Source organism: Bacillus sp. EB106-07-01-XG149 (assembly GCF_058791555.1).
On the sequence record NZ_JBYTDP010000001.1, the window covers coordinates 630,566 to 654,066 of the forward strand.

Annotated in this window: 28 protein-coding genes; 10 read left to right on the plus strand and 18 right to left on the minus strand. The window is 32.4% G+C overall.

Annotation, left to right across the window (positions count from 1 at the left end):
- Positions 1–90: 90 nt before the first annotated feature.
- On the minus strand, positions 91–1,134 hold the full coding sequence (locus tag AC3WTA_RS03235; protein WP_492332818.1) for an aspartate-semialdehyde dehydrogenase: 1,044 nt from the start codon (positions 1,132–1,134) through the stop codon (positions 91–93).
- A gap of 129 nt (positions 1,135–1,263) precedes the next feature.
- Here AC3WTA_RS03235 and AC3WTA_RS03240 point away from each other — a divergent pair, with 129 nt between their 5' ends.
- Entirely contained in the window at positions 1,264–2,130 is an 867-nt protein-coding gene (locus tag AC3WTA_RS03240; RefSeq protein ID WP_000425883.1) for a LysR family transcriptional regulator, read from the plus strand.
- Between the two features lie 58 nt (positions 2,131–2,188).
- Here the strand turns inward: AC3WTA_RS03240 and AC3WTA_RS03245 are convergent, their stop codons facing one another.
- A complete protein-coding gene (locus AC3WTA_RS03245) occupies positions 2,189–2,815 on the minus strand; it encodes a PRK06770 family protein (protein WP_116480646.1) in 627 nt (208 codons plus the stop codon).
- A 189-nt stretch (positions 2,816–3,004) separates the two neighbouring features.
- Here AC3WTA_RS03245 and AC3WTA_RS03250 point away from each other — a divergent pair, with 189 nt between their 5' ends.
- Positions 3,005–3,766 carry an arginase family protein gene (locus AC3WTA_RS03250; RefSeq protein ID WP_000055486.1) on the plus strand — a complete coding sequence of 254 codons (762 nt, stop codon included), beginning with the start codon at positions 3,005–3,007 and terminating at the stop codon, positions 3,764–3,766.
- Positions 3,767–3,802: 36 nt separating this feature from the next.
- On the opposite strand, the gene AC3WTA_RS03255 is transcribed toward AC3WTA_RS03250, so the two are convergent.
- Positions 3,803–4,462, minus strand: coding sequence for a nucleoside/nucleotide kinase family protein (locus AC3WTA_RS03255; protein ID WP_000862571.1), 660 nt, complete (start codon positions 4,460–4,462; stop codon positions 3,803–3,805).
- Positions 4,462–5,358 (minus strand): CPBP family intramembrane glutamic endopeptidase, encoded by an 897-nt coding sequence (locus AC3WTA_RS03260; RefSeq protein ID WP_492332819.1) that lies wholly within the window; start codon positions 5,356–5,358, stop codon positions 4,462–4,464. The genes AC3WTA_RS03255 and AC3WTA_RS03260 overlap by 1 nt, the downstream gene beginning before the upstream one ends.
- Positions 5,359–5,743: 385 nt before the next feature.
- On the opposite strand from AC3WTA_RS03260, the gene cspD reads away from it, so the two are divergent.
- Positions 5,744–5,947 (plus strand): cold-shock protein CspD, encoded by a 204-nt coding sequence (gene cspD / locus AC3WTA_RS03265; protein WP_000176365.1) that lies wholly within the window; start codon positions 5,744–5,746, stop codon positions 5,945–5,947.
- A gap of 86 nt (positions 5,948–6,033) precedes the next feature.
- The gene (locus AC3WTA_RS03270; protein WP_000286202.1) at positions 6,034–6,219 is read left to right on the plus strand and encodes a cold-shock protein; all 186 of its coding nucleotides are present in this window, start codon (positions 6,034–6,036) and stop codon (positions 6,217–6,219) included.
- A 38-nt stretch (positions 6,220–6,257) separates the two neighbouring features.
- Here AC3WTA_RS03270 and AC3WTA_RS03275 read toward each other — a convergent pair whose 3' ends face one another.
- On the minus strand, positions 6,258–6,809 hold the full coding sequence (locus tag AC3WTA_RS03275) for a GNAT family N-acetyltransferase (RefSeq protein WP_000885383.1): 552 nt from the start codon (positions 6,807–6,809) through the stop codon (positions 6,258–6,260).
- A gap of 374 nt (positions 6,810–7,183) precedes the next feature.
- On the opposite strand from AC3WTA_RS03275, the gene AC3WTA_RS03280 reads away from it, so the two are divergent.
- Positions 7,184–7,732 carry a hypothetical protein gene (locus AC3WTA_RS03280; protein ID WP_000275253.1) on the plus strand — a complete coding sequence of 183 codons (549 nt, stop codon included), beginning with the start codon at positions 7,184–7,186 and terminating at the stop codon, positions 7,730–7,732.
- A 51-nt stretch (positions 7,733–7,783) separates the two neighbouring features.
- Here the strand turns inward: AC3WTA_RS03280 and AC3WTA_RS03285 are convergent, their stop codons facing one another.
- From AC3WTA_RS03285 to AC3WTA_RS03305, 5 genes are all read right to left on the minus strand, one after another.
- Positions 7,784–9,184, minus strand: a complete 1,401-nt coding sequence (locus tag AC3WTA_RS03285) for a protoporphyrinogen oxidase (RefSeq protein ID WP_000860333.1) — start codon at positions 9,182–9,184, stop codon at positions 7,784–7,786.
- A gap of 60 nt (positions 9,185–9,244) precedes the next feature.
- On the minus strand, positions 9,245–9,973 hold the full coding sequence (locus tag AC3WTA_RS03290; protein ID WP_000600636.1) for an alpha/beta fold hydrolase: 729 nt from the start codon (positions 9,971–9,973) through the stop codon (positions 9,245–9,247).
- Between the two features lie 114 nt (positions 9,974–10,087).
- Complete coding sequence (locus tag AC3WTA_RS03295; RefSeq protein ID WP_000424360.1) at positions 10,088–10,237, minus strand: aspartyl-phosphate phosphatase Spo0E family protein; 150 nt, start codon at positions 10,235–10,237, stop codon at positions 10,088–10,090.
- 166 nt (positions 10,238–10,403) lie between these two features.
- Positions 10,404–11,351 (minus strand): hypothetical protein, encoded by a 948-nt coding sequence (locus AC3WTA_RS03300; RefSeq protein ID WP_000428949.1) that lies wholly within the window; start codon positions 11,349–11,351, stop codon positions 10,404–10,406.
- A 34-nt stretch (positions 11,352–11,385) separates the two neighbouring features.
- A complete protein-coding gene (locus AC3WTA_RS03305) occupies positions 11,386–11,979 on the minus strand; it encodes a helix-turn-helix domain-containing protein (protein ID WP_306667946.1) in 594 nt (197 codons plus the stop codon).
- Positions 11,980–12,117: 138 nt separating this feature from the next.
- On the opposite strand from AC3WTA_RS03305, the gene AC3WTA_RS03310 reads away from it, so the two are divergent.
- On the plus strand, positions 12,118–13,005 hold the full coding sequence (locus AC3WTA_RS03310; RefSeq protein WP_064470559.1) for a DMT family transporter: 888 nt from the start codon (positions 12,118–12,120) through the stop codon (positions 13,003–13,005).
- A gap of 38 nt (positions 13,006–13,043) precedes the next feature.
- On the opposite strand, the gene AC3WTA_RS03315 is transcribed toward AC3WTA_RS03310, so the two are convergent.
- The 4 genes from AC3WTA_RS03315 to catA form a co-directional block, all read right to left on the minus strand.
- Positions 13,044–13,571 (minus strand): GNAT family N-acetyltransferase, encoded by a 528-nt coding sequence (locus tag AC3WTA_RS03315; RefSeq protein ID WP_097860318.1) that lies wholly within the window; start codon positions 13,569–13,571, stop codon positions 13,044–13,046.
- Positions 13,572–13,716: 145 nt separating this feature from the next.
- A complete protein-coding gene (locus AC3WTA_RS03320; RefSeq protein WP_033659154.1) occupies positions 13,717–14,661 on the minus strand; it encodes a GNAT family N-acetyltransferase in 945 nt (314 codons plus the stop codon).
- Between the two features lie 37 nt (positions 14,662–14,698).
- Positions 14,699–15,223: a GNAT family N-acetyltransferase gene (locus AC3WTA_RS03325; protein ID WP_000673962.1), complete on the minus strand. Its 525-nt coding sequence runs from the start codon at positions 15,221–15,223 to the stop codon at positions 14,699–14,701.
- Positions 15,224–15,430: 207 nt separating this feature from the next.
- Positions 15,431–16,075, minus strand: a complete 645-nt coding sequence (gene catA, locus AC3WTA_RS03330) for a type A chloramphenicol O-acetyltransferase (protein WP_000668478.1) — start codon at positions 16,073–16,075, stop codon at positions 15,431–15,433.
- A gap of 200 nt (positions 16,076–16,275) precedes the next feature.
- Here catA and AC3WTA_RS03335 point away from each other — a divergent pair, with 200 nt between their 5' ends.
- Positions 16,276–16,458: a DUF4021 family protein gene (locus AC3WTA_RS03335; RefSeq protein ID WP_001060700.1), complete on the plus strand. Its 183-nt coding sequence runs from the start codon at positions 16,276–16,278 to the stop codon at positions 16,456–16,458.
- Positions 16,459–16,500: 42 nt separating this feature from the next.
- Here AC3WTA_RS03335 and AC3WTA_RS03340 read toward each other — a convergent pair whose 3' ends face one another.
- Positions 16,501–18,732: an MMPL family transporter gene (locus tag AC3WTA_RS03340; RefSeq protein WP_000716571.1), complete on the minus strand. Its 2,232-nt coding sequence runs from the start codon at positions 18,730–18,732 to the stop codon at positions 16,501–16,503.
- A 122-nt stretch (positions 18,733–18,854) separates the two neighbouring features.
- Here AC3WTA_RS03340 and AC3WTA_RS03345 point away from each other — a divergent pair, with 122 nt between their 5' ends.
- A complete protein-coding gene (locus tag AC3WTA_RS03345) occupies positions 18,855–19,478 on the plus strand; it encodes a TetR/AcrR family transcriptional regulator (RefSeq protein WP_000436028.1) in 624 nt (207 codons plus the stop codon).
- Between the two features lie 127 nt (positions 19,479–19,605).
- Here AC3WTA_RS03345 and AC3WTA_RS03350 read toward each other — a convergent pair whose 3' ends face one another.
- The gene (locus tag AC3WTA_RS03350) at positions 19,606–20,259 is read right to left on the minus strand and encodes an MBL fold metallo-hydrolase (protein ID WP_000401496.1); all 654 of its coding nucleotides are present in this window, start codon (positions 20,257–20,259) and stop codon (positions 19,606–19,608) included.
- A 66-nt stretch (positions 20,260–20,325) separates the two neighbouring features.
- Complete coding sequence (locus AC3WTA_RS03355) at positions 20,326–20,733, minus strand: GNAT family N-acetyltransferase (protein WP_000850345.1); 408 nt, start codon at positions 20,731–20,733, stop codon at positions 20,326–20,328.
- Positions 20,734–21,276: 543 nt separating this feature from the next.
- Here AC3WTA_RS03355 and AC3WTA_RS03360 point away from each other — a divergent pair.
- On the plus strand, positions 21,277–21,717 hold the full coding sequence (locus tag AC3WTA_RS03360) for a MarR family winged helix-turn-helix transcriptional regulator (protein ID WP_000468590.1): 441 nt from the start codon (positions 21,277–21,279) through the stop codon (positions 21,715–21,717).
- Positions 21,718–21,751: 34 nt separating this feature from the next.
- Positions 21,752–22,573, plus strand: a complete 822-nt coding sequence (locus AC3WTA_RS03365) for a class I SAM-dependent methyltransferase (RefSeq protein WP_000237903.1) — start codon at positions 21,752–21,754, stop codon at positions 22,571–22,573.
- A 428-nt stretch (positions 22,574–23,001) separates the two neighbouring features.
- Here AC3WTA_RS03365 and AC3WTA_RS03370 read toward each other — a convergent pair whose 3' ends face one another.
- Positions 23,002–23,499 (minus strand): DM13 domain-containing protein, encoded by a 498-nt coding sequence (locus AC3WTA_RS03370; RefSeq protein ID WP_000824735.1) that lies wholly within the window; start codon positions 23,497–23,499, stop codon positions 23,002–23,004.
- Positions 23,500–23,501: the final 2 nt, after the last annotated feature.

Consider the following 23,501-nt stretch of genomic DNA (forward strand, 5'->3'; position numbering starts at 1 on the left):
TTCAAATCAAATTTGGCTGGAATAAAGAAAACAATTATAAAATAAAAATTAGGAAACTGTAATCATTAACAGTTTCCTAATTTACCTATACTATATTATCCCTTCCTCCACCAACGTTTCTGCAATTTGAACCGAGTTCCAAGCGGCCCCTTTTAATAAATTATCGGAAACAATCCAAAGATGGAATCCTTTTGGTGTATCAGGGTCTTTTCTAATTCTCCCGACAAATGTATCTATTTTCCCTTCTGCATATAATGGCATTGGGTACAGCTGTTCACTAGGATTATCTTGCAGTATAACACCTGGTGCATCCAGCAACACTTCTCTTATTTCTGCAACAGTCGCTTCTTTTTCAAGTTCAATATAAACCGATTCTGAATGCCCTGAAACAACTGGAACACGCACACAAGTAGCTGCCATTTTTAAATTGAGATCTTCTAAAATTTTCTTCGTTTCTTGAATCATTTTTACTTCTTCAAATGTAAAATCATTATCTGTAAATATATCTACTTGAGGCAGTACATTAAACGCAATTGGATAATGCTTTTTATCTTTTTTCACAGGTAATATCGTACCCTTAACCTCTTCATCTGCAAGCATTGACTTAGTCTGTTCTTTTAATTCCTGAATCGCATGAATTCCTGAACCTGATACAGCTTGGTATGTGGAAACAATAATTCGTTCCAATCCGAATGCTTTTCGAATTGGCTGAAGTGCCGTCACCATCTGTAATGCTGAACAATTCGGAACTGCAATGATCCCTTTATGCTTCTTTAAAGTGTGCGCATTTACTTCTGGAACAACGAGCGGTACATCATGTACCATTCGGTATTCACTCGTGTTGTCAATTACGATAGCACCACTAGAGACCGCGTGATTGACAAATTGTCTAGAAACTTCTCCTCCAGCGCTAAAAAAGGCAATATCTACACCTTCAAAGCTAGTTGTTTTTGCCTCTTTTATTATTATCTCCCGTCCTTTAAATCGCACTACTTTACCAGCGGATCGTTTTGACGAAAGCAATGTAACTTCAACTATATTAAATTGAGTTTCTTTCTCTAACAGTTCAATAATTTTCTGTCCGACTGCACCTGTAGCCCCAACTACAGCTACATGATAGCCCTTTTTGATCATCTTTTCTCCTCCAATATCACTTAAATGAATATTTCTACAATTTCATTTTATAAAGAATTTAACCATTTGGAAAATTGAAATACGTGATATAATCATTCACAAATCATGATAATAAAAGAGGGATTGCTTATGGAAATGAGACACGTTAAAACATTTTGTGCGATTGTTAAATATGGTGGTTTTTCTAAAGCTGCTCATGCGTTAGGTTATGCGCAATCTACTGTAACAGCGCATATGAAAGCATTAGAAAACGATTTACATCTCCCTCTTTTCGATCGATTAGGGAAAAAAGTACTTCTTACAAAAGCAGGTTATCAATTTCATCCTTATGCTCTAGAATTACTAGCTATTTATGAAAAAGCGCAAGAAATCCCTCAAAATAGTGATGATTTAGAGGGAACATTAACGATTACATCTAACGAATCATTAGCAGTGTACCGATTACCACAATTATTACGTATGTACAAACAGGAGAATCCGAAAGTAAATATCGTACTGGAAACAACTACAAACGAACAAGCAATGAATAAGCTACGTGAAGGAGAATCAGATGTTATTTTCATAATTGGAGAAAGTATGGAACATAATGATTTTATTACGCGTACTTTTTGTAATGAAGCATTTGGATGGATTTTACCTCCCCATTACTCTACACACTCTAATCCATTTTGTTTACTAAATGATACTCAATTTATCTTTACAGAACAAAGCTGCGGCTATAGACAGATGGTAGATCGGTTTTTACGTCAAAGCGGAAATATTCCAGCTAAAACATTTGAAACTTCCAACGTTGAAGTCATTAAACAATCTGTGATGTGTGAGTTAGGAATTTCAATTCTTCCTTACATCGTTGTACAAGAAAGTTGTCAAAAAGAGCAACTCTGTTTTCAGCCTATCGAAACTCCAGCAGTTATTCAAAGCCATGTAATTTATCATAAATCTAGATGGATTTCACCCGTTTTACAATCGTTTCTTTCCTTACTAGAGCGGGACTAAAAGGTGCACAAAAAAAGAGTAACTGCCTAATAAGCACTTACTCTCTTCCAATATTATCTTATTTATTAGTCTGTCCCCCATCTGCAATTAATTTACTGCCTGAATAAGTACCTTTTTGTATAAACACTTGATTAATTAACTCTTTTTGTTCCGCCTCTGACATTACTCCTTTTCCTTCGCCTAAATTCCCGCTTTGTAATTTCCAAATCTTATTGTGATCCGCGTCCATCTTTTCATATTTTCCTTGTTTCCATCTCTCTAAAATATCTGCATATGTATTTCCTTGTACTAGATCATTACTCTTTACAATATCAAGTAAACTTTCAATTCGTTCTTGTGTGATAAAAATATAGCCCCACTTTTGATCAGCTTTCGTTTTTTGATGTGCCATTTCATGTAATGCTGTCTGTATGTTCTCATCTGTCCATTTAAAATTTTTATTAAAACCGCTATTTGGTAATGAATGATTGCCATTTTCTAAAAGCTTTGCATCTTCAGCTTTTACTTTACTATCCGCTAGTACTTCTGCTGCCGGAGCAGCTGGTGATGCCTTTTTCGCAGCTGGTTTACTATTATTTAGATAATACAGCATACCATATGTTAAACCTACGCCGATTACCGCCATACCAGCTAAAATACCTATTATTTTAAAAAATGTTTTCATATTGCTTGTTTCCTCCCACATATCCCATTCATATTTTCTATTTCTTGAACCACATGTATATTTCCTTATATTGTATTTCTTTTCTTTATAAATTGAAAGATTATTCTGTCAAAAAACTCGATCTTTTTCAAATGCAGATCCATCTCTAAGCATTTCGGTTTAATTTTATAAAAATATATGCTAGCCTACCTATAAAGGAGATGAATAAATATGAGTTTATTGTATAGCGGTTTAACTTTTTTAAACTTTGACGATACATATTTATTACAAAATAAACTTCATTCTTATTCACATGAAGATATTGATTTTAGTCATTTAGAGCACGCAAACCTGTATTGCGAGACTCCTTCTTTTAAGCGTATAAAACGGGAATTATATCGTAGAAAGCAAAGAGGAATCACCTTTCTCGGTTCTGGAAATTATCATTATGTATCTTATTTGCTACTAAAAGAAATAGATGAACCATTTAGCCTTATTTTATTTGATCATCACACTGACATGAACTTAAAAGAAGAAAATGAACATACTCTTATTTCTTGCGGTTCATGGGTATCATTCGCACTTCAAAATAACCCGAAATTAAAGAAAGTAATTATTATCGGACCTTCTTCTTTAACCATTCATTCTAATGATTATTCATGCGTAGAAGTATTCCCGATAGATACAACTTATGAAGTATCTACACATACGATACTTTCGCATATTCATACAGATACTATATATGTAAGCATTGATAAAGATGTTTTAGATTCAAAAGTAACTATTACAAATTGGGATCAAGGACATATGAAACTTTCTACACTATTAAAATGTTTACATTCTCTTATTAGGAATAAAAATGTCTATGGTATCGACATTTGTGGTGAACTACCGGTTTATCCTTCTCAGCTCTTTCTAGCTAAATATGCAAATGCTATTAAGAAAAATGAAAAAGCAAACTTACAAATTTTAAAATCAATATATAATACATAAAAAAACAACGAGTACCTTATAAGGCACTCGTTGTTTTTATGCACGATGTTCTTTTAACCACTTCGTAATCGCATCTAACCTCGAAACATCAAAACGTCTCTCTTCACACACATTTAAACTGTTTACACTTTTCACAATTTCTAGTTCATTCGATTTTACACTTTTTGCTTCAATCATTTTGCAGTACCCGTCTGTAACCGTATTTAAATTTTCATAATAACGTTGAAACGATTTTGATATATGTAAATGTTTTTCAAAGTTTCTTCTTCTTTTTGTCTCGTCAGATTCTTTCCGTTTTCTAAGTTCTTCATCATTCGTATATAAATAAAAATATTGATCAGGAAAACCAATTTCCTTATTGATCAGTTTTTCTTTATAAAAGTTTTCTATTAAAGATAATGGCTGATTAAATATATCAAAATGGAAACACCAATTATAACTAAGTGGCTGATAAATATCACCATCAAGTATTACTAATTCATATTGCTCAGACTTCTGCACTGCTATTTTCCAGCGCTCTACTTGTTTTTCAAAATACCATGTTCTATGTTCGTTTTTTGGTCTTTCAAATAAAACATTCACTTCAGGTATAATATACGCACCATAATTTTTTTCTAATTCACGACACGTGCTACTCTTACCAACCGCACTTGCTCCCTCAAACGCTATAATCCCCATAGTTTCTCCCACTTTCATTAACTTAAATCTCTTTGCTTCGCATTTTTTCCCCATAACTGTCTCCATAAAACAATGGAAGCGATAGAAAGCATGATTGTTGTAATGATACTCCCCTCAATACCGAACGAGCCCCCATGAAGGACTTCCGATCCTTTTGTTACAGGTTTAAAAAGTGGTGTAGAATACATTGCCATTCCACTTACTGCAAAACCATAAATATTAAACTGTGCCCAATTCCACAACGAATGCCACGCGCATATCCCCCAAAGACTACTGTCCTTTAAAGCGTAAAAAGCTGCAAATACACCAACTAATATTATATTCGATATTGAAAGAATTGTAATACCTGGATTTAGTAAATGAAGAAAACCAAATAAAAAAGAAGTTACAACAATCCCAATCCATATACGACTTCTAACAGAAAGGACCGGAAATAACCAACCTCGAACAACAATTTCTTCTGTTGCACCTTGTATTAAAAAAGCAACTAAAGATCCTACAATTCCAAGTATAGCGGTTGGCGTAATTTGTTGCATTTGTAGTTGTACAATTCCTGTTAATAAAAGTAGCATGACTGGTATTGAAATGAAAACAAACCCTAATAATCCACCTTTCAAATATTTTCTTATCCACTGATTTCTCCAAAACCCAATGGATGAAATTGATCTTTTCTCTACAAATCTAACCCATAAAAAAACAAAAAATACAGCTCCGCCAAACGTCAATATCATCTCAATATCACTATGAATTGCCTTCATTAAAAGTGTTTCTGCTTTCGGTAAAAACAACATAAATAACATGAACAATTCACCTAAAGTTAAAAATACAATTGCAAGTATAACAGCGAATACTGAATGAATTTTTCTTCTTCCTTCTTTGGCTGCTTCAATTATTTTAAATTGAGTAAATTGCAATATTCTCGCCTCCTTAACAAATACATCAGCACTATTCTTATACTATAAACCGTTTTCCTAATACAAATATTCAATAAAAAAAGTTCTCAGTTTAGCATAAACCAAAATTAGGAATAATATATAAATAAAAGAGATGTCTTTGTGTCTTTTCCCATTATCTCCATCCTATTGCACACTGGTATTACCAGCACTTGCTATTTCCCACCATTTGTTGTAAAATAGTAATTAAGGTCAATTTAACACCATATTTCCTTTGCATATTATCAAGTATCAATCAGGATTATTTTGTACTCCTTATGGGTGTTTGATAATATGTGAACTTTTATTTTTCATTCAAATAAGGCCGATCATATTGTAATCTTTTTAAATTTTAGGAGGCATTACCATGACATTAACAGGTAAAGTAAAATGGTTTAACAGCGAAAAAGGTTTCGGTTTCATCGAAGTTGCAGACGGTAACGACGTATTCGTTCACTTCTCAGCTATCACTGGCGACGGCTTCAAGTCTCTTGACGAAGGTCAAGAAGTTAGCTTCGAAGTTGAAGACGGTAACCGTGGACCTCAAGCTAAAAACGTTGTAAAGCTATAATTCAAACAATAAAGAGGTTGTTACCAGCTCGGTTAACAACCTTTTTAATATATAACTAAAATTTTTTACATAAAAGGAGTGGTTATATGTATCGCAATCGAAAGAACGATGTAGCTGAAGTACCACCAGAACAAACCCCTGTCTGGGAATGTGAATCAGAGGATTGTTTAGGATGGATGAGAAAGAACTTTTCATTTGAAGAAGAGCCTAAATGCCCTTTATGTAAAAGTAGCATGAAAAGCGGAGAACGTTTATTACCTAAAATAGGTTAATTTTTACTTAACCCCTCTTTTATAAGAGGGGTTTTTTATTATAACTTTATATCCTCTACATCCGTTCGAACTATAGAATACAATAGTGCATCATGTTGCTTATTTCCTTGATGAATATATCCACGTAATATTCCTTCCTTATGAAAGCCTATTTTAGATAACATTTTACAAGAAGTAACATTTTCAGGGTATGTAATAGCTCCAATTCTAAATAAGCCTAAATCTCGAAATCCATAATGAATAATTTCTCGAGCCGCTTCTGAGGCATAACCATTCCCCCAATAACGAGGATGTAAGTCATATCCAATTTCAGATCGTTTACTCCATAGTTGTAAATTATTTAATCCAATTGTACCCACTAAAGTATTTGTTTCTTTTAATACAATCCCCCATCGTATTGCCTTTTTCTCAAAGTAATTTTTTGAAAAAGATTCAATCATACGTGAAGCTTGTCCAAACTCCGTAAAAGAATTCATACCGTAATAACACGTTACTTCATCCAATGAAAAGATTTCATATATTTTTTGACAATAAGATTGTTCTATTTCAACTAAACGCAAACGTTCTGTTTCTAATATAGGAAACGCCATAGGATCACTCCTTTCTTTCTACTCATTCATTATAGCAGAAAAAGTATTTATAATTAGGAAAGTCCTCAATGTCCCATTTATCAAATATTTCTAGAGAAGCTTATCCTCTTAATTCAATACGAACTAAAAATAACCCTTCTTGCTTTTGCATGATTAGAAAAAATAAAGAGGTGATCAAAATACTATGATCACCTCTTTATGCTCTAGTTTTATAATTAATTGTATTATTTTCATCTCCATCACCCCGCCCTTAATAATACGTCTTATAAATTCGATTCCGTGCTCACTTTTCCCTTCTAAAACAACACCTTATACATACATTTATGGTAAAATGTAGTTAATATTATATTTTACTGTGGAGGTGTAAATGTTCTATGTATATATTCATCGGCTTATCCCTCTTACTCATATTACTCATTTTTTTATTTGCAAAAAAATTCGTTCCAAACTCATTCATGATGACTAGTTTTAAAGGCAATAGCTTTAAGACATTTTCAATTGGCATGTTAATCGCTGCCACTCTTTCTCTTTCATATGGAATCTTTCACGCAGCAACCTATCAACCTAAACATTTAGATATCACGTTACAAAATCAAAACTTTACTGTTTTCGGTAATGTTGGGGAGCTTGGATATTTCTCAGAAGTATTACTAAAAAAAGATACAGAAGTTGAACTACATTTTGCCTCTTGGGAAACAATGCAATTAAATAATCCAGAAATAATAGTAAAATACCCTTCAGGTAAACAAGAATCATGGAAACCGAACATAACATCACTTGCAGCCAATAAATTAAAAGAGACACATGGCATAAAAGAGCTTTATCAACTCTCATCCTATTCATTTAAAGAATCCGGGAACATAACATTAACGATTACTGAGAATAATACAACTAATAAAAAAATCTCAATTCAAGTGAAATAAATAAAACGTCCCTCCAATATACTGGAGGGACGTTTTATTTATATATGTATTCTATTTTGACGGTTCATTTAATGTTGCAATTATTTCATTTGCAATGTTCTTTCCATTTCCAATACACGCACCAATTCCGACACCGTAATATGAGGCACCAGCTAAATATACATTAGGATAAAAATCCGTCATTTTTTCTTGTAATGTTTGAACCGCTTGATTATGTTCTAAATGATATTTCGGCATTAAATCTTTCCAATTTGTAACTTCAACTACTTCTGGTTCGCCTTTAATTCCGAGACTCTTTTCAATATCAAATAAAGCGACTTGTACCAATTCTTCTTCACTATAATTTTTAATCGTTTCATATACTGGATTTGTACTCTTATAAAACATTCTTACTAATAGCTTTTGTTTTCCCGATGTATGCTTCCACTTCCGGCTTGTCCATGTACACGCATCACAATGTAAATCGCTGTTTTCCGTTACGATAAATCCTGTGCCGTCCGCCGGTAATTGTTCATCAAGTACATCAAATCCTAAGTAAATACTTATAAGAGATGCGTTTTTAAATGTATGAAACTGCTCGTTTAACTCATTAGACTGTAATAAAGTTTGTGCGATATCATGCGGAGCTGCTAAAACAACATAATCAGCTTGGATTGATTCATGATTTGCAAAGGAGATTTCATAGCGATCACCTTGTTTCCTTACAGCAGTCGTTACAGCGCCTTTCTTAACGACTGTCTCAGTCAGCATTTCTTCTAAACGATCAATAATCGTAGATAGTCCACCTTTAAATGATACGAACTTTTTGTTTCCTGCTGATTGAAACTGTTTTTTATTCTCTTCAAAACCTTTAATAATACTTCCATATTTATTTTTATAATCCAGTAAATACGGTAATGTCGATGCCATAGTAAGCTCATTTAATTTACCGGAATATACTCCTGAAAGCACCGGAGCAATTTGTTTTTCCACTAACTCTTTCCCTAAAAAACTTTCTAAAAATACAGCAAGCGAAGTATCTTTTGTAAACTCTTTATTTTTCGTTATAAAATCTTTTAAAGCAACAATTTTCCCTTTCGTTGATACTAGCGTACTGCTAAACAAAGACTCCACACTCATCGGTATCCCAAATATAGTGTCAGATGGAATTGGGTGTAAAGTATTATCAGAATATATGTAAGAAATACCCGTTTCGTTATATACCATTTCTTCTTCTAGATTTAAATCTTTTACTAGCGGCATAACATGTTCATTACGAGCAACGATAGAATCCGCTCCTGATTCCATAATAAAATCCTTTTCTTCTACACTATGGATTTTACCACCTAAGTACTCTTCTTTTTCTACAAGGATTAAATTTAAATCGATATTATTATCCTTTTTTAATTTTTCTAAATAAAACATAGTAGAAAGTCCCGTTATACCTCCACCGATAACAACAACTGTTTTCATATGTGCTGCGCTCCTAACCGATACAATTAATAATTCCTTTATTATTATACCCAAAAGTCCTTATATTCGACTAGCAGCTTGTGCATTCTGTAAGAAATTAGACAATATATTCGAATATATTTCCGGTTGATCATTGTGCACTAAATGACCAGCAAACGGAATAACAGCAATATGTATATTGTCGTTTAATTGTTTAAATGTTGTAGCAGCTGTAACTTCATCTTCCGAATCTCCCCCTGCAATACAAAGTGTAGGTACTTGAAGATTAGCTACATCACCAGTTTCATCGAATGGGTACCAATCTTTAACTTGCCACGATTCAAGCAATGCTTTCCAATCACTTTTTTTATGAATTTGATTCATATAAGTTACAACTTCTTCATTTTCTATCAATTGCTGATGGCACTTCGCTTCATACTCCTGAGACTCCTCCCAATTTTCTCTCCTAAGCGGAAAGATACCAGAAAAAGTTAATGTTCTCACTTTATCCGGATATTTTTTTGCAAATAATAAAGCGACTAACCCTCCTAGGGAAACACCAGCTATATGACATCTATCAATTTGTAAATGCACTAACGTATCATGTAAATCCTTTACAGAACGTAGGAAATAATTCTCCAATGTCCCCCCTGATTTTCCATGCCCTCTTAAATCTGGACGAATGACTTCATAGTTTTTTTCTCGAAAAAATGCTACCTGCTCTTCATACTCTACTAAACCCGTCATACCACCAGAGTGTAAAAGCATAATTGGTTCCCCTTCGCCTGAAATGTGCGTATGTAATATCATATATCCCCCTCCTACAAAACAGAATATTCTATCTATTACCAGTATATAGAATATACATCTGAATTTCCAAATAAAAAAGAACTATAACATTTTCAAATCATGCCATAGTTCTTTTTATTTTAAAAACATAAAGTAATTAATCAATTTGTCTATTTCTTGACTTAATGCCAATACTTTTTCATGTTGAATTCCGTAATCCGATACTAAATATAAAAGTTCTTCTTTCTTTATTTCAATTGCTTTTTCCAATTTTACTAATTCCATGTCGTTTTACTTCTCTCTCCAATACTAAAATATATGTATTTTAGTATAGCCTATTTACATAATTAGTAAAAGTAAAATAAGCATGTAAAATCTTACAAATATAAAAATAATATACTATCAACATAAAATTTTAAATTTAACCCTTTATACAGATCATTAGACTTCATTACGTATTAATAAGAAATCGGAATTTATCTAATGTAATATCTTTATATTCCGGAACTCTCTTTATATGATCAAAATAACTATATGAGAATTTAAAAACATGCCCAAAATCCCAATTAAACGCACTATAGTCTTTTAGCCAAAATTGATTTTCTGTTGGTAATACATGAGCACGTTTTGATTCGATTAAAGGTAAACGATCTATAGGTGAGTGCAAGTTAATTTCAGTATTCGGCATCAGATTTTGGCTAGCACGTAACACGTATACTAGTTTTAACAGTGGCCGTATCGCTCGATGGAATATATCTATATGCCCTAAGTCATACATAATATTAATTGCATGAGAAAAAGTAAGTAAATGACCAATTAAATCATGATGCGATTCCGCTCTATAAATAATATTAAATTGCGAGAGCTCCTTTAAAATAAACTTAGATAATTGTTTCGGATTTTTGAATTCACTTTCTATCTCATCGTTTATACTTAATTGTTTTACTTCCTTCGTCGTAAAACCAATCCACGATCTACCAGGAATTGTTTTTCGAAACGATAATATAAGGTTAGTAATCCCTTCAATTGCTTGATTATCACCCCATTTTTGTAACTCTTTCATAGCTAATAAACTTAATGCAGCATAAATGACATTATGCCCCACCCAATGAAGTTCATCAATTGTATGTTCCAATGATTTTATAATCATTTTTTCAGCACTTTGAAAATCAATTTCTTCTTTACTATCGATGATTTCACCTAAGTTTTGATTGTTCAACATCATTTTTGTTTGGGAATACATACAATGAGCGATCTCTTCTTCCATATTGTTATCTTTCATAAAAAAATAACTAGCAATTGCAGCTGCTCCGAAATGCGCATGCCAAATATCATTTGTTTGTTTTTTACACTGAGAAATAATTGAAAGACCATCTCTTAAAACAGTTTTATTTTCCATCTTTTTATCCCCCATAATAAAAATCACTTTATACTCATCCTAAAGATGGCGTCAATACAAATAAAATATGATTGGAAACATCACTTTTATTCAAAAAACGATGTTTCACATTTGGCGGAATACGTACAACATCACCTTCTTCTAAAAAATATTCTTTTCCTTCTAACTCCACATACACTTCTCCTTTCATAACAACAGCAATCTCTTCTTTATCTTCATGTGAATAATAACTTTCCGTTGTGCTTGCTTGTTTATTTAAATCCATTATTAACATTTCAATACGTGCTTTCATAAAATCCGGTGTTAATACATCATATACAATGTGATCATTGTTCTCCCGATATACTTTTTTTCGATCTTTTTTCTTAGAAATGAGTGAATCTGTATCAATTTCATTAATAAAAAGTGTAAATAGTGGTACATTTAATGCTTTCGCAATTAATTCCAATACACTTAAAGAAGGATTCGCATATCCTCGTTCAATTTGACTAATTAGTGAAGTACTAATCCCTGCATAATCAGCAAATTCCCGAATTGTCATATTATTTTTCTTACGATAACTTAATACAGTTTGTCCGAGTCTATCATGTATCATAGTAAAAACTTCCTTTCGTCCATCATATTGCATGTTTCATTGTCTTTGTGCTGACATACTAAACAAAGGCAAATAATCCTTTCCTATCGTCTCTGGGACTTATATACTTACCTTTGTACATTATATCGTATTTAGTTCATTATAATAAACAACCTATCGGAGGGACAAACTGTGAAATCACCTATTCTTTCATATTGCATCTTATTTTTCGGCGTATTCGCCCTATCAACTTCAGCAATTTTCGTAAAATTGGCAGATGCTCCTGCGGCTATCATTGCTTTTTACCGTTTATTCTTTGCTGCACTGATTCTATTACCGTTATTACTATTTAATAAAAATAATCGAAACGAGCTAAAAACAGTAACAAGAAGACAATGGGGATTCGGATTCATATCCGGGCTATTTTTAGCTGCACATTATGTACTATGGTTTGAATCATTACAATATACTTCTGTAGCGAGTTCTACAGTTATCGTAACGTTACAACCTTTATTTTCAATGATTGGTGGTTACTTTCTATTTAAAGAGAGATTTACGAAAGGAGCGGTTATTGGTTGCCTCATCGCTATTTCAGGAAGTATCGTCATCGGATGGCAAGACTTCCAAATTAGCGGAGAAGCATTATACGGAGATATTTTAGCATTTATTGCGGCCGGAATTATTACCGCTTATTTTTTCATTAGCCAACATGTTCGTAAAGATTTATCACTTATACCGTATTCGGTAATTAGTTATGGAAGTAGCGCCTGTTTTCTCGGTATATTTGCCTACATGCAGCAAGAATCTTTCATCCATTACTCTACACAAACTTGGTTGTGCTTTATTGGCTTAGCTTTCATTGCTACGATTTTAGGTCAAACAATATTCAATTGGTTATTAAAATGGATGAGTGCTACAGTTATCTCTATGAGCATTTTAGGAGAAACGATTGGAACTTGTATACTAGCGTACTTTATATTAAATGAGACTATTTCTTTACAACAAGGACTAGGCATTACAGTTATTTTTATTGGCTTAGCATTATTTTTAGTGCAACCAAAACTGCCTAACAACAACTAACAAATAAAAAGCATGACAGTATAATGTCATGCTTTTCACTATCCATTATGTATGATTAAACCATCAGGTCTAAAACGACTCATCATAATTTCATTAATAAACTTTCCGTGAGCCTTCAAATTCCCTACTTTTATTCCCTCTTCTACAAATCCAAATTTTTCATATAGCGATTTCGCTTTAGGATTCGTTGCTAAAACACCAAGCTCTACTCGCTCTAACATTAACCAATTATCAGCCAAATCAAGCATTTTTGTAAGAAGTGCTTTCCCAATGCCTTTATTATGATATTTACTATCTACCCCCATAAACAAATCCCCCGAATGAGATCTACGTCCTGGGCTTTGGGTTAATCCAACAAATCCGACAACTTTTCCATCATACTCTGCAACAAATTCAAATTGATTTGGCGCTAAATTACGAATTCTATTTTCCATCGCATCTACACGCATACTAGGTAAGAAAACCATATAAGGTAAAACATCATCTTGTATGCATATACGATGAATTTCTCTAGCATCTTGTATTTCTACTGCTCTAATGTTAATTCCCATTTTTCTCTCCTCCATTTGAATAATATATTGTTGTTTTGTTTTATTCTAGAACCCTGTATTAATGACCCTCTCATTCTTATTTCTTTATGTTATTTTTACATAATTATTTTGGTATTACACTTAATTCCCCAAAAAATTATCAACATAAAACGCGGTATGGTTAACTTTTCAAATTATTATATAAATCAAGCAGATTTTCAATTGAAATACCATTTATTATCATACCGACTATATCACAATTTTCTATTTCAACATTTTTCAGATTACTATTACTTATCGTACTACCTTCCAAATCACATTTATCGAATAAAATAGGTTCCTTCTCGTCTCCGAGATTTGTATTTTTGAATTGTACTCCACCTAAAGTCACCAAATTAAATTTACTACCAGAAAAATTTAAATCTGCATATGATGACCTTCTAAAATTTATATTTCTAAACTTTGATTGACTTACATTACAATTACTCATGTTCATATTCATTATATTGCTGCGAACAAATGCACTATTGTTTAAATTCACTTGATAATACTCTGTATTTGCTAAATTACAGTTTTCGTATTGACTATTTTTCATATCTTTATTTGTAACTACACTCTCTTTGTTTGAGCTTGTTTTTATTCTTTTCACGTAACAATACTCATCTTCCGATTCAAAAATCATTTGGTAACCCATCTTTTTATAAAAGTGATGATTATTAATTTGTCTACTAGATGTTTCGAGATCCCAAATCTTTATGTTCGGATATTCTTTTTCTATTAATTTAATAACATGTGATCCAATTCCTTTTCCTTGATACACAGGATCTACAAAAATACGATCAATTCGACCGTACGACTTACCAGAAATCGTAACTATTATTCCTCCGACTATTTCTTTATCCATTACAATTTTGAAAGAATCCAATTCTTCGATGGAATATTTCATCATTTCAACTGAAGAATATCCTGGTGGTTGGATGTTATAGTCAATAATATCATCTTGGCCGTATAACCATTGTTTTGCTTCTGCATCAAATGTTTTTTTCATTATTTCTGTTAATTTCTCAGCATCCAAAATTGTAGCTTTTTCTATGGATATTATCGTCATTTTTGTTTTCCCCTTCATTGTTACAAACCGACAACTTTTTTAAATAACATAATTATCAATTCACTTTTGCTTTTAATGCTTTCCCCATTATTACATATGGAACATCATTTTTACTTGGAAGAAATGGCTCCAATACATTTACCCAATCCAACCTTTCATATAGCGAACGTGCTTTTTCATTGTTAATTTGTGTTGTTAAAACACTCGTTCTATTTGAAATCCCTTCTAGTAATTCATTATGTAAGTTCGTTCCAAGACCTTCATTTTGATATTGTGGGTGAACTGCTAACTCTACAAATTCAAAACAATCTTGTAACCACTCGTCTACTTGCTCTAGATTTAACGCTGCTCTCATTAATTGATTATAGTACTGTCCCTCCATTGAGCGATAACCATAAGTAAAAGCAACTACTTCATTTTCATCATTTATTGCTACTATACCTTTAAAATCTGTATATTCTATATGTCTTTTCATTCTTTCGATTATTTCATTGAAATTTGTTTTCTCAAATGCTTTACAATACAATTTTGCCATATTCTCAATTAGGATCTCATCTTTTTCAATACTTACGAATTTCACTTTACTTCCCCCCTATTAAAACATTTATAGCTTTAATAAATCACAAAATAAAGAAAATTAAATCAACAACTCTCTTTACTATTAAACTACAAATCAATCTATATTTTCCACTGTTACTTAGTAGTAATGAAAAAAAAGAGACCATGCAATATAAACATGTTCTCTTCTTTTATTCATTTTCAATTGTGTATAATTAAAAATTACATATTACTTAAGGTTGCAACTATTACTTAACTCCTGTAAATCTTCTATAAATCGACTCGCATGATATCCATCACAAACCGAATGGTGTACTTGCAATGAAACTGGTAGCATAACCTTATTTTCTTCATTAAAATATTTCCCACAAGTTATAATTGGTAATAGAAAATCAGCATCATTATTAATATCAAGATTAAATCCAGTAAAACTAGTCCAAGGTATGCTAGAGATTGGAAAAGCATTTGGCGGAATATTCTCTTTCGTGAAGAGACCATGAACATTAGCATAGCATCTCATATCTTCTTCATAATTTTTATAGAAAATGTGGAAATCACTTGAATAATCCGTCCATATACTTGAAAAAGACTTATCATCTTTATGGAAGATTGTATAACTTGGTGTCATTTCCTCCCAATAGCCTAAAACTCCTTCATCGTTAAAACATGTTCGAAATTCTTTATGATTATTTACTACTCTAGAAATTAAATATATAAAAACGGGATAAAATTTTATTCTTTTTTGATGTAATTCCTTTAATAACATCGTGATATCAACATTTACAGTTATACTAAACGTACATTTCAATTTTAAATAATGTTCAAAATACTGCTCTCTATTCCAATTTTCCCTGTCAATTATATGAAACTTCATTGTAATAGCCTCCTAAAATTTTCTTTTTATTTTAGAAGGCTAATTTCCTTGCTTTCACCATAATTGTTCACTCCTAACAGTTTACATTTCACCCTAATTGTTTATTTAATTATATAACATCTATAAGAATCAATTCACATATTTCTGGAAATCCATCCACATACTATAAATAAATCAAATGAAATTTGGAGGAATCATACATGAATAACAAAAATGTAAATAAAAAAGAAAATGTTATCGAAAACGCTGTACCTATCCAAAATAATAATACTGCAAATCTTAATATCGAAGAACAAGCAATGAACGGCTTATATGGAATGCCAGAAACTTCCATTGAAGATGCTGATCATGCTGTAACTGATGATTTGACTTCAAAAGATTAATTAAATGGAAAAAGCCAAGGGAAATATCCTTGGCTTTCTTAACTATGCATCCACTTTTTGTATCTCTTCACTCTTTCTCGAAAGTTTCCCTGGCCAAAAAGCAAACCTTCCTAGAACAACTGTGATTGCTGGTACAAGTAATGGTCTAACAATAAAGGTATCTAGTAATACACCAATTGCTGTTACAATACCAAATTGAACAAGAACTTGAATTGGAAGTGTGCCTAACACCGCAAATGTTCCTGCTAAAATTAAACCTGCTGATGTAATGACACTACCTGTTTGTATAACGCCATTTTTTACAGCATCCAGGTGATTTTGCGTCTTTCTGTTTTTCCATATTTCAGAAACCATAAAGATATTATAATCTTCACCTAATGCTACTAAAAATACGAATGCGTATAACGGTATCGCCCCTTGTATCGCTGGAGCCCCCATACCGAAATGAAGTAATATCCATCCTGCTCCTAGTGCCGAGAAGAATGATAAAACAACAGTTACAATTAAATAAATCATCGCGACAATAGATCGTAAGTAAACAAGTAATAATAAAGCTATAATACTAATCATTACTGGAATAATAACTGCTTCATCACGTTCCGTAATTTGCTTTGTATCATATAATGACGCCGTTTCTCCGCCAATCCACAATTGATCTTCAACATTACTAATCCCAGCACCCTTTAATACTTTTTCTACACTACTTTTCAATTTAGGGATTTGATCTAACGCTTCAATTGAGTATGGATTTTCCGCTAAAGAAACCTCATACATTTGTATTTGCTTATTTTCTTTTCCCTCTTTTGGCTCTTTCACTGTATTTACAAAAGAAAATTTCTCTAGTTCTTGTTTAATAGGAAGCTCTTTTCCTTTCGTATCAACAACAATTTTTACTGGTGCTAGTTCACCAGCTGAAAAATGATCACTAATTAACGTAAACCCTTCGCGTGAAGGCATGTCTTTTGGAAACGATTCTAATAGGTCATATGTGTATTGTATACGTGGTACGAATGAAGCCAATCCGCCTAATACAAATACAGTTAGCATAATTATTGTCCACGGTCTTCTTACTACAATATCTCCAAGTTTTTTACTAAAGGCGCCTTTTGATTTTTTTACTTTTACTACTTTCTTTTTCTTTTTTGCAAATTCTTCATTCATTGAAGTTGTTCTCGGTATAAACGGGAAGAATGCAGCTCTACCGAAAATTAATAAAAATGCAGGAAGAATTGTTAAAGCAGCGATTCCCATTATGAATACAGCAACACTAAATGGTACTGCAAAACGATGAAAGGCACCATAATGAGCAAGTAATAATGTTCCTAATCCAAGTACTACCGTTAATGCACTCATTATAATTGCCCCGCCAGATGCTTTAATCGCAAGTTGCAATGCTTTATATTTACTTTCTTCCTCTAGTAAGTACTCTCTATATCTCGAAATTAAAAATAGACAATAGTCCGTTCCAGCACCAAACAATAATACTGTCATGATTGAAATCGCTTGGGCATCTACTTTAATCCATCCATGATCAGCTAAAAAACCAAGTGTAGGACTAATAATACCGTATGCAAATCCCACAACAAGTATAGGTAAAATTGCTAAAATTGGTGAACGGTACAGTAAAATTAATAAAACCAATACTAGTAATACCGTAGCCACCAATAATTTCACATCTGCTTGACTAAATAAACTAACTGCATCCGTTTGAATACCTACAGGTCCAGACAATCGGACATGTAAACCAGAGTCACTTATTTTTTGTTTGAATGGATCTTCATCCACTTTACTATTTACTATCTTTCTTAAATCTTCAAGATTTCCTTTTAATATATCTGTACCCGCTGATTTATTAAAAAATACTGGTGTGACAAATGATGTACCATCTTTTGATGCACTTTTTGATAATACTTGTTCCGGGATTGTATCAAATGGTGGTAACGTTGATTGTTCCTTTAAAGGACTAGCCTTTAATTCTTTATAAACGTCTTGTATGAGTTTATAATCCTGTGACTGTAATCCACCATCTCTATGCCATACTACAAGCAACGGATTCCCTGCATTATTAGGGAATTCTTTTTTCATAATTGCTTCCGCTTGCTGCGACATAGCTGTTTCAGGTAAATTTTTCGGATTCGGTTCTTTCGTGCTATTTACTTGTGGTAACGTAAATGAAAGTACTAATGTAATAAGAATCCAAACCGATAAAGTTATCCATTGCGTATTCTTCCCTGCTACAAGCCTCCCTAGCATATGTAACGGGTGCTTTTTCATAAAAAACCCACCTTCCTTTTTTCCTCCACTATTAATTATATATACTGGTCGGTTAATTAATCAAGAATGATTAAAAATTATGTTATAATTATCTCAACAATACATGTCAGGAGCGAATGGATTTGGAACAAAAACAACGTCCTCTCGGAAGGCCTCGTCAAAATAAAAATACAAAATCTACAAAAGAAACCATTTTGGAAGTTGCAACTCGGCTATTTCTTACTCAAAATTATCAAGTCGTTTCCATGGATGAAGTTGCAAAAGTTTGTGGTGTTACGAAAGCAACCGTCTACTATTACTATTCTACAAAAGCTGATTTATTTACCGCTACTATGATTCAAATGATGATACGTATAAGAGAGAATATGGATCAAATACTTTCCACGAATAAATCTTTGGAAGAAAGGTTGTTAGACTTCGCTAAAGTATACTTACACGCAACGATGGATATTGACATGAAGAACTTTATGAAAGATGCAAAACACTCTTTATCTGAAGAGCAATTGAAAGAATTAAAAAATGCCGAAGATAACATGTATGAAGTGTTGGAAAAAGCACTTCATAACGCGATGCAACTTGGAGAAATAAGTAAAGGCAATCCTAAATTTGCTGCCCATGCTTTCGTATCTTTATTATCAATTGGGAATTTTAAGGATGAAAATCACAATCCTATTCTTGCAAATATAGATGAATTAGCACAAGAAATCGTTTCTTTTTATTGGAACGGGTTAGGTCATTCGTATTAAATAGATTCCCTTTAATAAAAGAGCATATTTGAATTTTTCTCAAACATGCTCTTTTATCAATTAAGTGTTGTATTTATATACTTACAATTAGACTATTCTTTAGCACCAATTAACAAAAAATTATTATTTACAGATTTTGAATTTGTGCATTTATATTCCCTTTACTTAATCCCCCGTGGTAACAAACTACGGATTCAATATCTAGATTTAAATACTTCTTCAAAGACTGTAGTGCTTCCTGAACATCCAAAGTAGTTGGAGCGTGAATTCCTCCTAACATTCCATTTACACTATACATTGAATCCCCTGCGATAAGAGTTTTACTTTGTTTCAAATATAAACTAATATGACCCGGCGTGTGTCCTGGCGTATGGAGAATTAGTATGCCACCGCAATACGGAAGTTCTTGTCCATCAATCACAGTATCACTCACTTTTCCTTTTGGTGGATTCTCCACATTTCCACCTTTCAATAAAGGTAAATCCCCTTCAATATATGGCTTATCTAGCTCGTGCGCATAAACTTTAATATTACTTCCACAGTTCTGCAACAACTCTGGAAGACTACCTATATGATCTATATCCTGATGCGTTAAAATCACGGCTTTTAATTTATCAAACGATACGTCAACTCTCTCCATCTCTACTTGTATATCTTCAATTTGTCCAGGGAAGCCAGTGTCTATTAAAACTGCCATTTCATCATTCCATAAAAGAATTGGGTGAATAATAAATTCTTGAAATTCAAGTTGTAACATTTCTACCCCTTTAGCAATCTCCATACAGCAATTCTCCTTTATACTGAAGTTTAAAAATATGTGCGAGTAAACTGAAAATATAAAGCGCCACTATCTTTTAATATGTTTTGTCATCCCAATAGAGAATACCTCAAACCCTATAGATTCATAGTAAGATTGCAATCTTTCCACACACATAAGTTGGGGAATAACTTTGTTTTGTTCACAGTGCTGGATTAATCGTTCCACTATTTCTTTTCCAATGCCAATGGACTGATATTTTGGCAATACACATACACCACAAATAACGCCTGTTATTACACCATCGGATATAACACGCCCCATGCCAATTAATTGTTGCTCTTTAAAAGCATATATCACATACCAACTTTGTTTACACATTTGTTCCAATTCATTAACCGTTAATTTTAGAGAATTCCATCCTAAAGATTCATATAAAGCTAATAATTCATTGAAATTTGTTGGGTGTTCAATTGTATAGCTTATTTTAGTTTTCATAAACGCCTCCCTATTCTCCTATTTATATCCTCTTTTACATTACTCTATTAAAAATTTTAGCCCCTCACCAACTTAACTTGAACAAACTTCAATAAGAAAAATAGAATTCCTTCTCAACATAAAATAAAAAGAAGTTACCTCACCTGAGATAACTTCTTTTATATAAATCTAACACTATATTATCACCCAAAAATTATGCAGCTACATACGATAAGAACGAACAAAACTAATAAACTATTTGAGAAATAACCCATAGAATACTACCCCTTTATTTCATTATGTAAAAGATTTTATCATAAAATTATTTACAACATAATAACTGAAAAAGACATTGCATTCATTAGTTATGTATATTTAGTAATATTTTATTTTTGGCCATATTCGTCTTTTCTAAAATCACTTCTCATCCTCCTCTTCTTTAGTTCACATAATTTCAAAATAACAAATTAGTAAATGTTAATTTACTATAATAAGTTTAAATATTTGATTTGCAGCTAAATTAGTAATAAAATAATGACTAAATCCAAAAAGGAAGCGAAAATAATGTTCCATAAAGAATTATTAAATGAATACATGAATTTATTATTAAATATGTCAGGTACTTTCAAATTACTATCAGAAAAATCCTCTGAATTTACACATTTAGAACAACACGTAGTGGAGTATATCGCCCAGCAAAAAGTACCTGTAAATTCAAAGATGATTGCTAATTATTTAAACATTCCTAAGCAACAATTAAGTGTAACTGTACGTAACTTAGAACAAAACGGATATATTGTAAAAAAGCAAGATACGGTAGATAAAAGAGCTGTATTAATTTCTCTGACAGAAAAAGCTGAAAAGGTACATTATGAGAGATGGAAACAAATTTATAAAAATTTCACAGTAAACCTCGAAAAGTTATCCGAAGAAGATAGGCGGGATTTAACTTACGGACTATATAAAACAAATACAATGCTCTCAAAAATGTTAAATAACGACTAACTATATTGTTTTATTATGCAACGGAGGATGTTTCATGGTTAAAGAGTTAGATTTACAATCAGTACAAGGTACGATGCTTATTCCCCTATGGGGACGAGCATATGGCAGTGAGAAAAATAAGGATATTTTAGATGATACAGAGGCTATACGAATAATTAAAGAATGCGATTTCGACTTCTCAACAATAGCAGATACATTTGGCGAATACGGATGTATCACATACATTACCCGTGCACGAAAAATTGATGATACGATAAAACAATTTATAGCAAAACACCCGAACGCCACTATAGTAAATATCGGTTCAGGACTAGATACTACTTTTTCAAGAATTGATAACGGTACAATACATTGGTATAACCTTGATTTACCCGATGCAATCTCTTTTCGCAAGACTTTAATTGAAGATACACCGAGGAATATTAGCATCGCTAAGTCATTTTTTGATACTTCTTGGTTTGACGATATAAGATATGATCCAAACGACGGTATTCTTTTTATATCAGCAGGTGTATTTTATTACTTTAAAGAAGAAGATTTAAAAGAGATCATAGTTGCTATGTCAAAACGTTTTCCTGGAGGAGAGCTATATTTTGATGCTGAATCAAAATTCGCACTGAACCTTTCGAATGCAACTGTAAAAAAATCTGGCAATAACGGCGCGATGATGTATTTTTATGTAAACAATCCAAAATCAATAGAAAAATGGTCTTCTACCATAAAAGTATTAAGCTGCTCCCCTTTCTTTAAAGGTATACCTACAAATAAAGATTGGGATGGTAGTACACGTATTATGATGCGAATTGTAAACGTAATAAAGATGTTGAAGTTTGTTCATTTGCGGTTTGAAAAATAATAAATAAAGAAGGCCGCAATACATTTATATTTAGGTCATAAATGTTAAACTTAATAAAAGGGCAGGAACATATTTGATATGTTCCTGCCCTTTTATTATGGGTACCGATACATAGTCATCTAGCTATGAAAAGCAACTACCCCAAAATGAGAAATTTGGCATCTTAACACCCCTCAAGTGGCTTCTGTATATAACACATTTAAAATTTAATTTTTCTTGATAAATGAAAGATTTCCTGGCATACCCTTAAAATTATTTATGCACGAATAAAATCTCTCCGTAAACGTCCAATTACACTAAAATATACAAAAATTGAGAAATATGAAAAAGACACTCTTATGAGTGCCCTTCTTAGCAACTAAGTCCACTACAGCTATTATCATAACCCATATGAATTTCGCCTGTAAGAGGAAATTTTAAGTTCATATTTAATTATTAAAATAAACCGCACCAAAGTTTTCATTAAATCTTTTACACCAAACAGAAACCGAACCATATTCACTTACATCTATCCCTTCAGGAATTTCGTAGTTTTGGTCTCCTTTATTTCCCTTTAATTTTCCTAATTCAATATACTGATAGTTTTTTACGTCTTCATTATTTTTCAAACGATTTGTAGGAACTAATACAACTCGTACATCTGGCCCATTTGATGTTGCAAAATTAGAAAGTCGTAAAACACGTTTTCCATCCGCTAATTGGTGAATTTTTGCCGTTCCAGTTGTTTCATGGACACCGTTTTGAAACTGACCTTCCCTTATTACTCGATCACTTTGTTGCCTTACTTCAGTTGATTGTATCTCTGTTTGTGGCAATGATTCATTTACGTGCTTATCAATAAATAATTTCTCTGGTCGGAACAATGACCATAAAATCCCCAATACAATTATTAAACCACCTATAAGCCATACATATTTTCTTTTCATAA

What these genes read in the sequence shown, in the direction of transcription:
- AC3WTA_RS03340 (WP_000716571.1), bottom strand. Translation starts at nt 18,732, where the DNA reads ATGAAAAAGCACCCGTTACATATGCTAGGGAGGCTTGTAGCAGGGAAG.
- AC3WTA_RS03270 (WP_000286202.1), top strand. Translation starts at nt 6,034, where the DNA reads ATGTATCGCAATCGAAAGAACGATGTAGCTGAAGTACCACCAGAACAA.
- AC3WTA_RS03315 (WP_097860318.1), bottom strand. Translation starts at nt 13,571, where the DNA reads ATGGAGGAGAGAAAAATGGGAATTAACATTAGAGCAGTAGAAATACAA.
- AC3WTA_RS03365 (WP_000237903.1), top strand. Translation starts at nt 21,752, where the DNA reads ATGGTTAAAGAGTTAGATTTACAATCAGTACAAGGTACGATGCTTATT.
- AC3WTA_RS03245 (WP_116480646.1), bottom strand. Translation starts at nt 2,815, where the DNA reads ATGTGGGAGGAAACAAGCAATATGAAAACATTTTTTAAAATAATAGGT.
- AC3WTA_RS03335 (WP_001060700.1), top strand. Translation starts at nt 16,276, where the DNA reads ATGAATAACAAAAATGTAAATAAAAAAGAAAATGTTATCGAAAACGCT.
- AC3WTA_RS03255 (WP_000862571.1), bottom strand. Translation starts at nt 4,462, where the DNA reads ATGAAAGTGGGAGAAACTATGGGGATTATAGCGTTTGAGGGAGCAAGT.
- AC3WTA_RS03300 (WP_000428949.1), bottom strand. Translation starts at nt 11,351, where the DNA reads ATGGAAAATAAAACTGTTTTAAGAGATGGTCTTTCAATTATTTCTCAG.
- AC3WTA_RS03320 (WP_033659154.1), bottom strand. Translation starts at nt 14,661, where the DNA reads ATGAAGGGGAAAACAAAAATGACGATAATATCCATAGAAAAAGCTACA.
- AC3WTA_RS03370 (WP_000824735.1), bottom strand. Translation starts at nt 23,499, where the DNA reads ATGAAAAGAAAATATGTATGGCTTATAGGTGGTTTAATAATTGTATTG.
- catA (WP_000668478.1), bottom strand. Translation starts at nt 16,075, where the DNA reads ATGAAGTTTCATATAATTGACAGGGAAAATTGGAATAGAGAGCAGTAT.
- AC3WTA_RS03305 (WP_306667946.1), bottom strand. Translation starts at nt 11,979, where the DNA reads ATGCAATATGATGGACGAAAGGAAGTTTTTACTATGATACATGATAGA.
- AC3WTA_RS03285 (WP_000860333.1), bottom strand. Translation starts at nt 9,184, where the DNA reads ATGAAAACAGTTGTTGTTATCGGTGGAGGTATAACGGGACTTTCTACT.
- AC3WTA_RS03280 (WP_000275253.1), top strand. Translation starts at nt 7,184, where the DNA reads ATGTATATATTCATCGGCTTATCCCTCTTACTCATATTACTCATTTTT.
- AC3WTA_RS03235 (WP_492332818.1), bottom strand. Translation starts at nt 1,134, where the DNA reads ATGATCAAAAAGGGCTATCATGTAGCTGTAGTTGGGGCTACAGGTGCA.
- AC3WTA_RS03295 (WP_000424360.1), bottom strand. Translation starts at nt 10,237, where the DNA reads ATGGAATTAGTAAAATTGGAAAAAGCAATTGAAATAAAGAAAGAAGAA.
- AC3WTA_RS03355 (WP_000850345.1), bottom strand. Translation starts at nt 20,733, where the DNA reads ATGAAAACTAAAATAAGCTATACAATTGAACACCCAACAAATTTCAAT.
- AC3WTA_RS03275 (WP_000885383.1), bottom strand. Translation starts at nt 6,809, where the DNA reads ATGGCGTTTCCTATATTAGAAACAGAACGTTTGCGTTTAGTTGAAATA.
- AC3WTA_RS03360 (WP_000468590.1), top strand. Translation starts at nt 21,277, where the DNA reads ATGTTCCATAAAGAATTATTAAATGAATACATGAATTTATTATTAAAT.
- AC3WTA_RS03350 (WP_000401496.1), bottom strand. Translation starts at nt 20,259, where the DNA reads ATGGAGATTGCTAAAGGGGTAGAAATGTTACAACTTGAATTTCAAGAA.
- cspD (WP_000176365.1), top strand. Translation starts at nt 5,744, where the DNA reads ATGACATTAACAGGTAAAGTAAAATGGTTTAACAGCGAAAAAGGTTTC.
- AC3WTA_RS03240 (WP_000425883.1), top strand. Translation starts at nt 1,264, where the DNA reads ATGGAAATGAGACACGTTAAAACATTTTGTGCGATTGTTAAATATGGT.
- AC3WTA_RS03250 (WP_000055486.1), top strand. Translation starts at nt 3,005, where the DNA reads ATGAGTTTATTGTATAGCGGTTTAACTTTTTTAAACTTTGACGATACA.
- AC3WTA_RS03290 (WP_000600636.1), bottom strand. Translation starts at nt 9,973, where the DNA reads ATGATATTACATACGCACATTTCAGGCGAAGGGGAACCAATTATGCTT.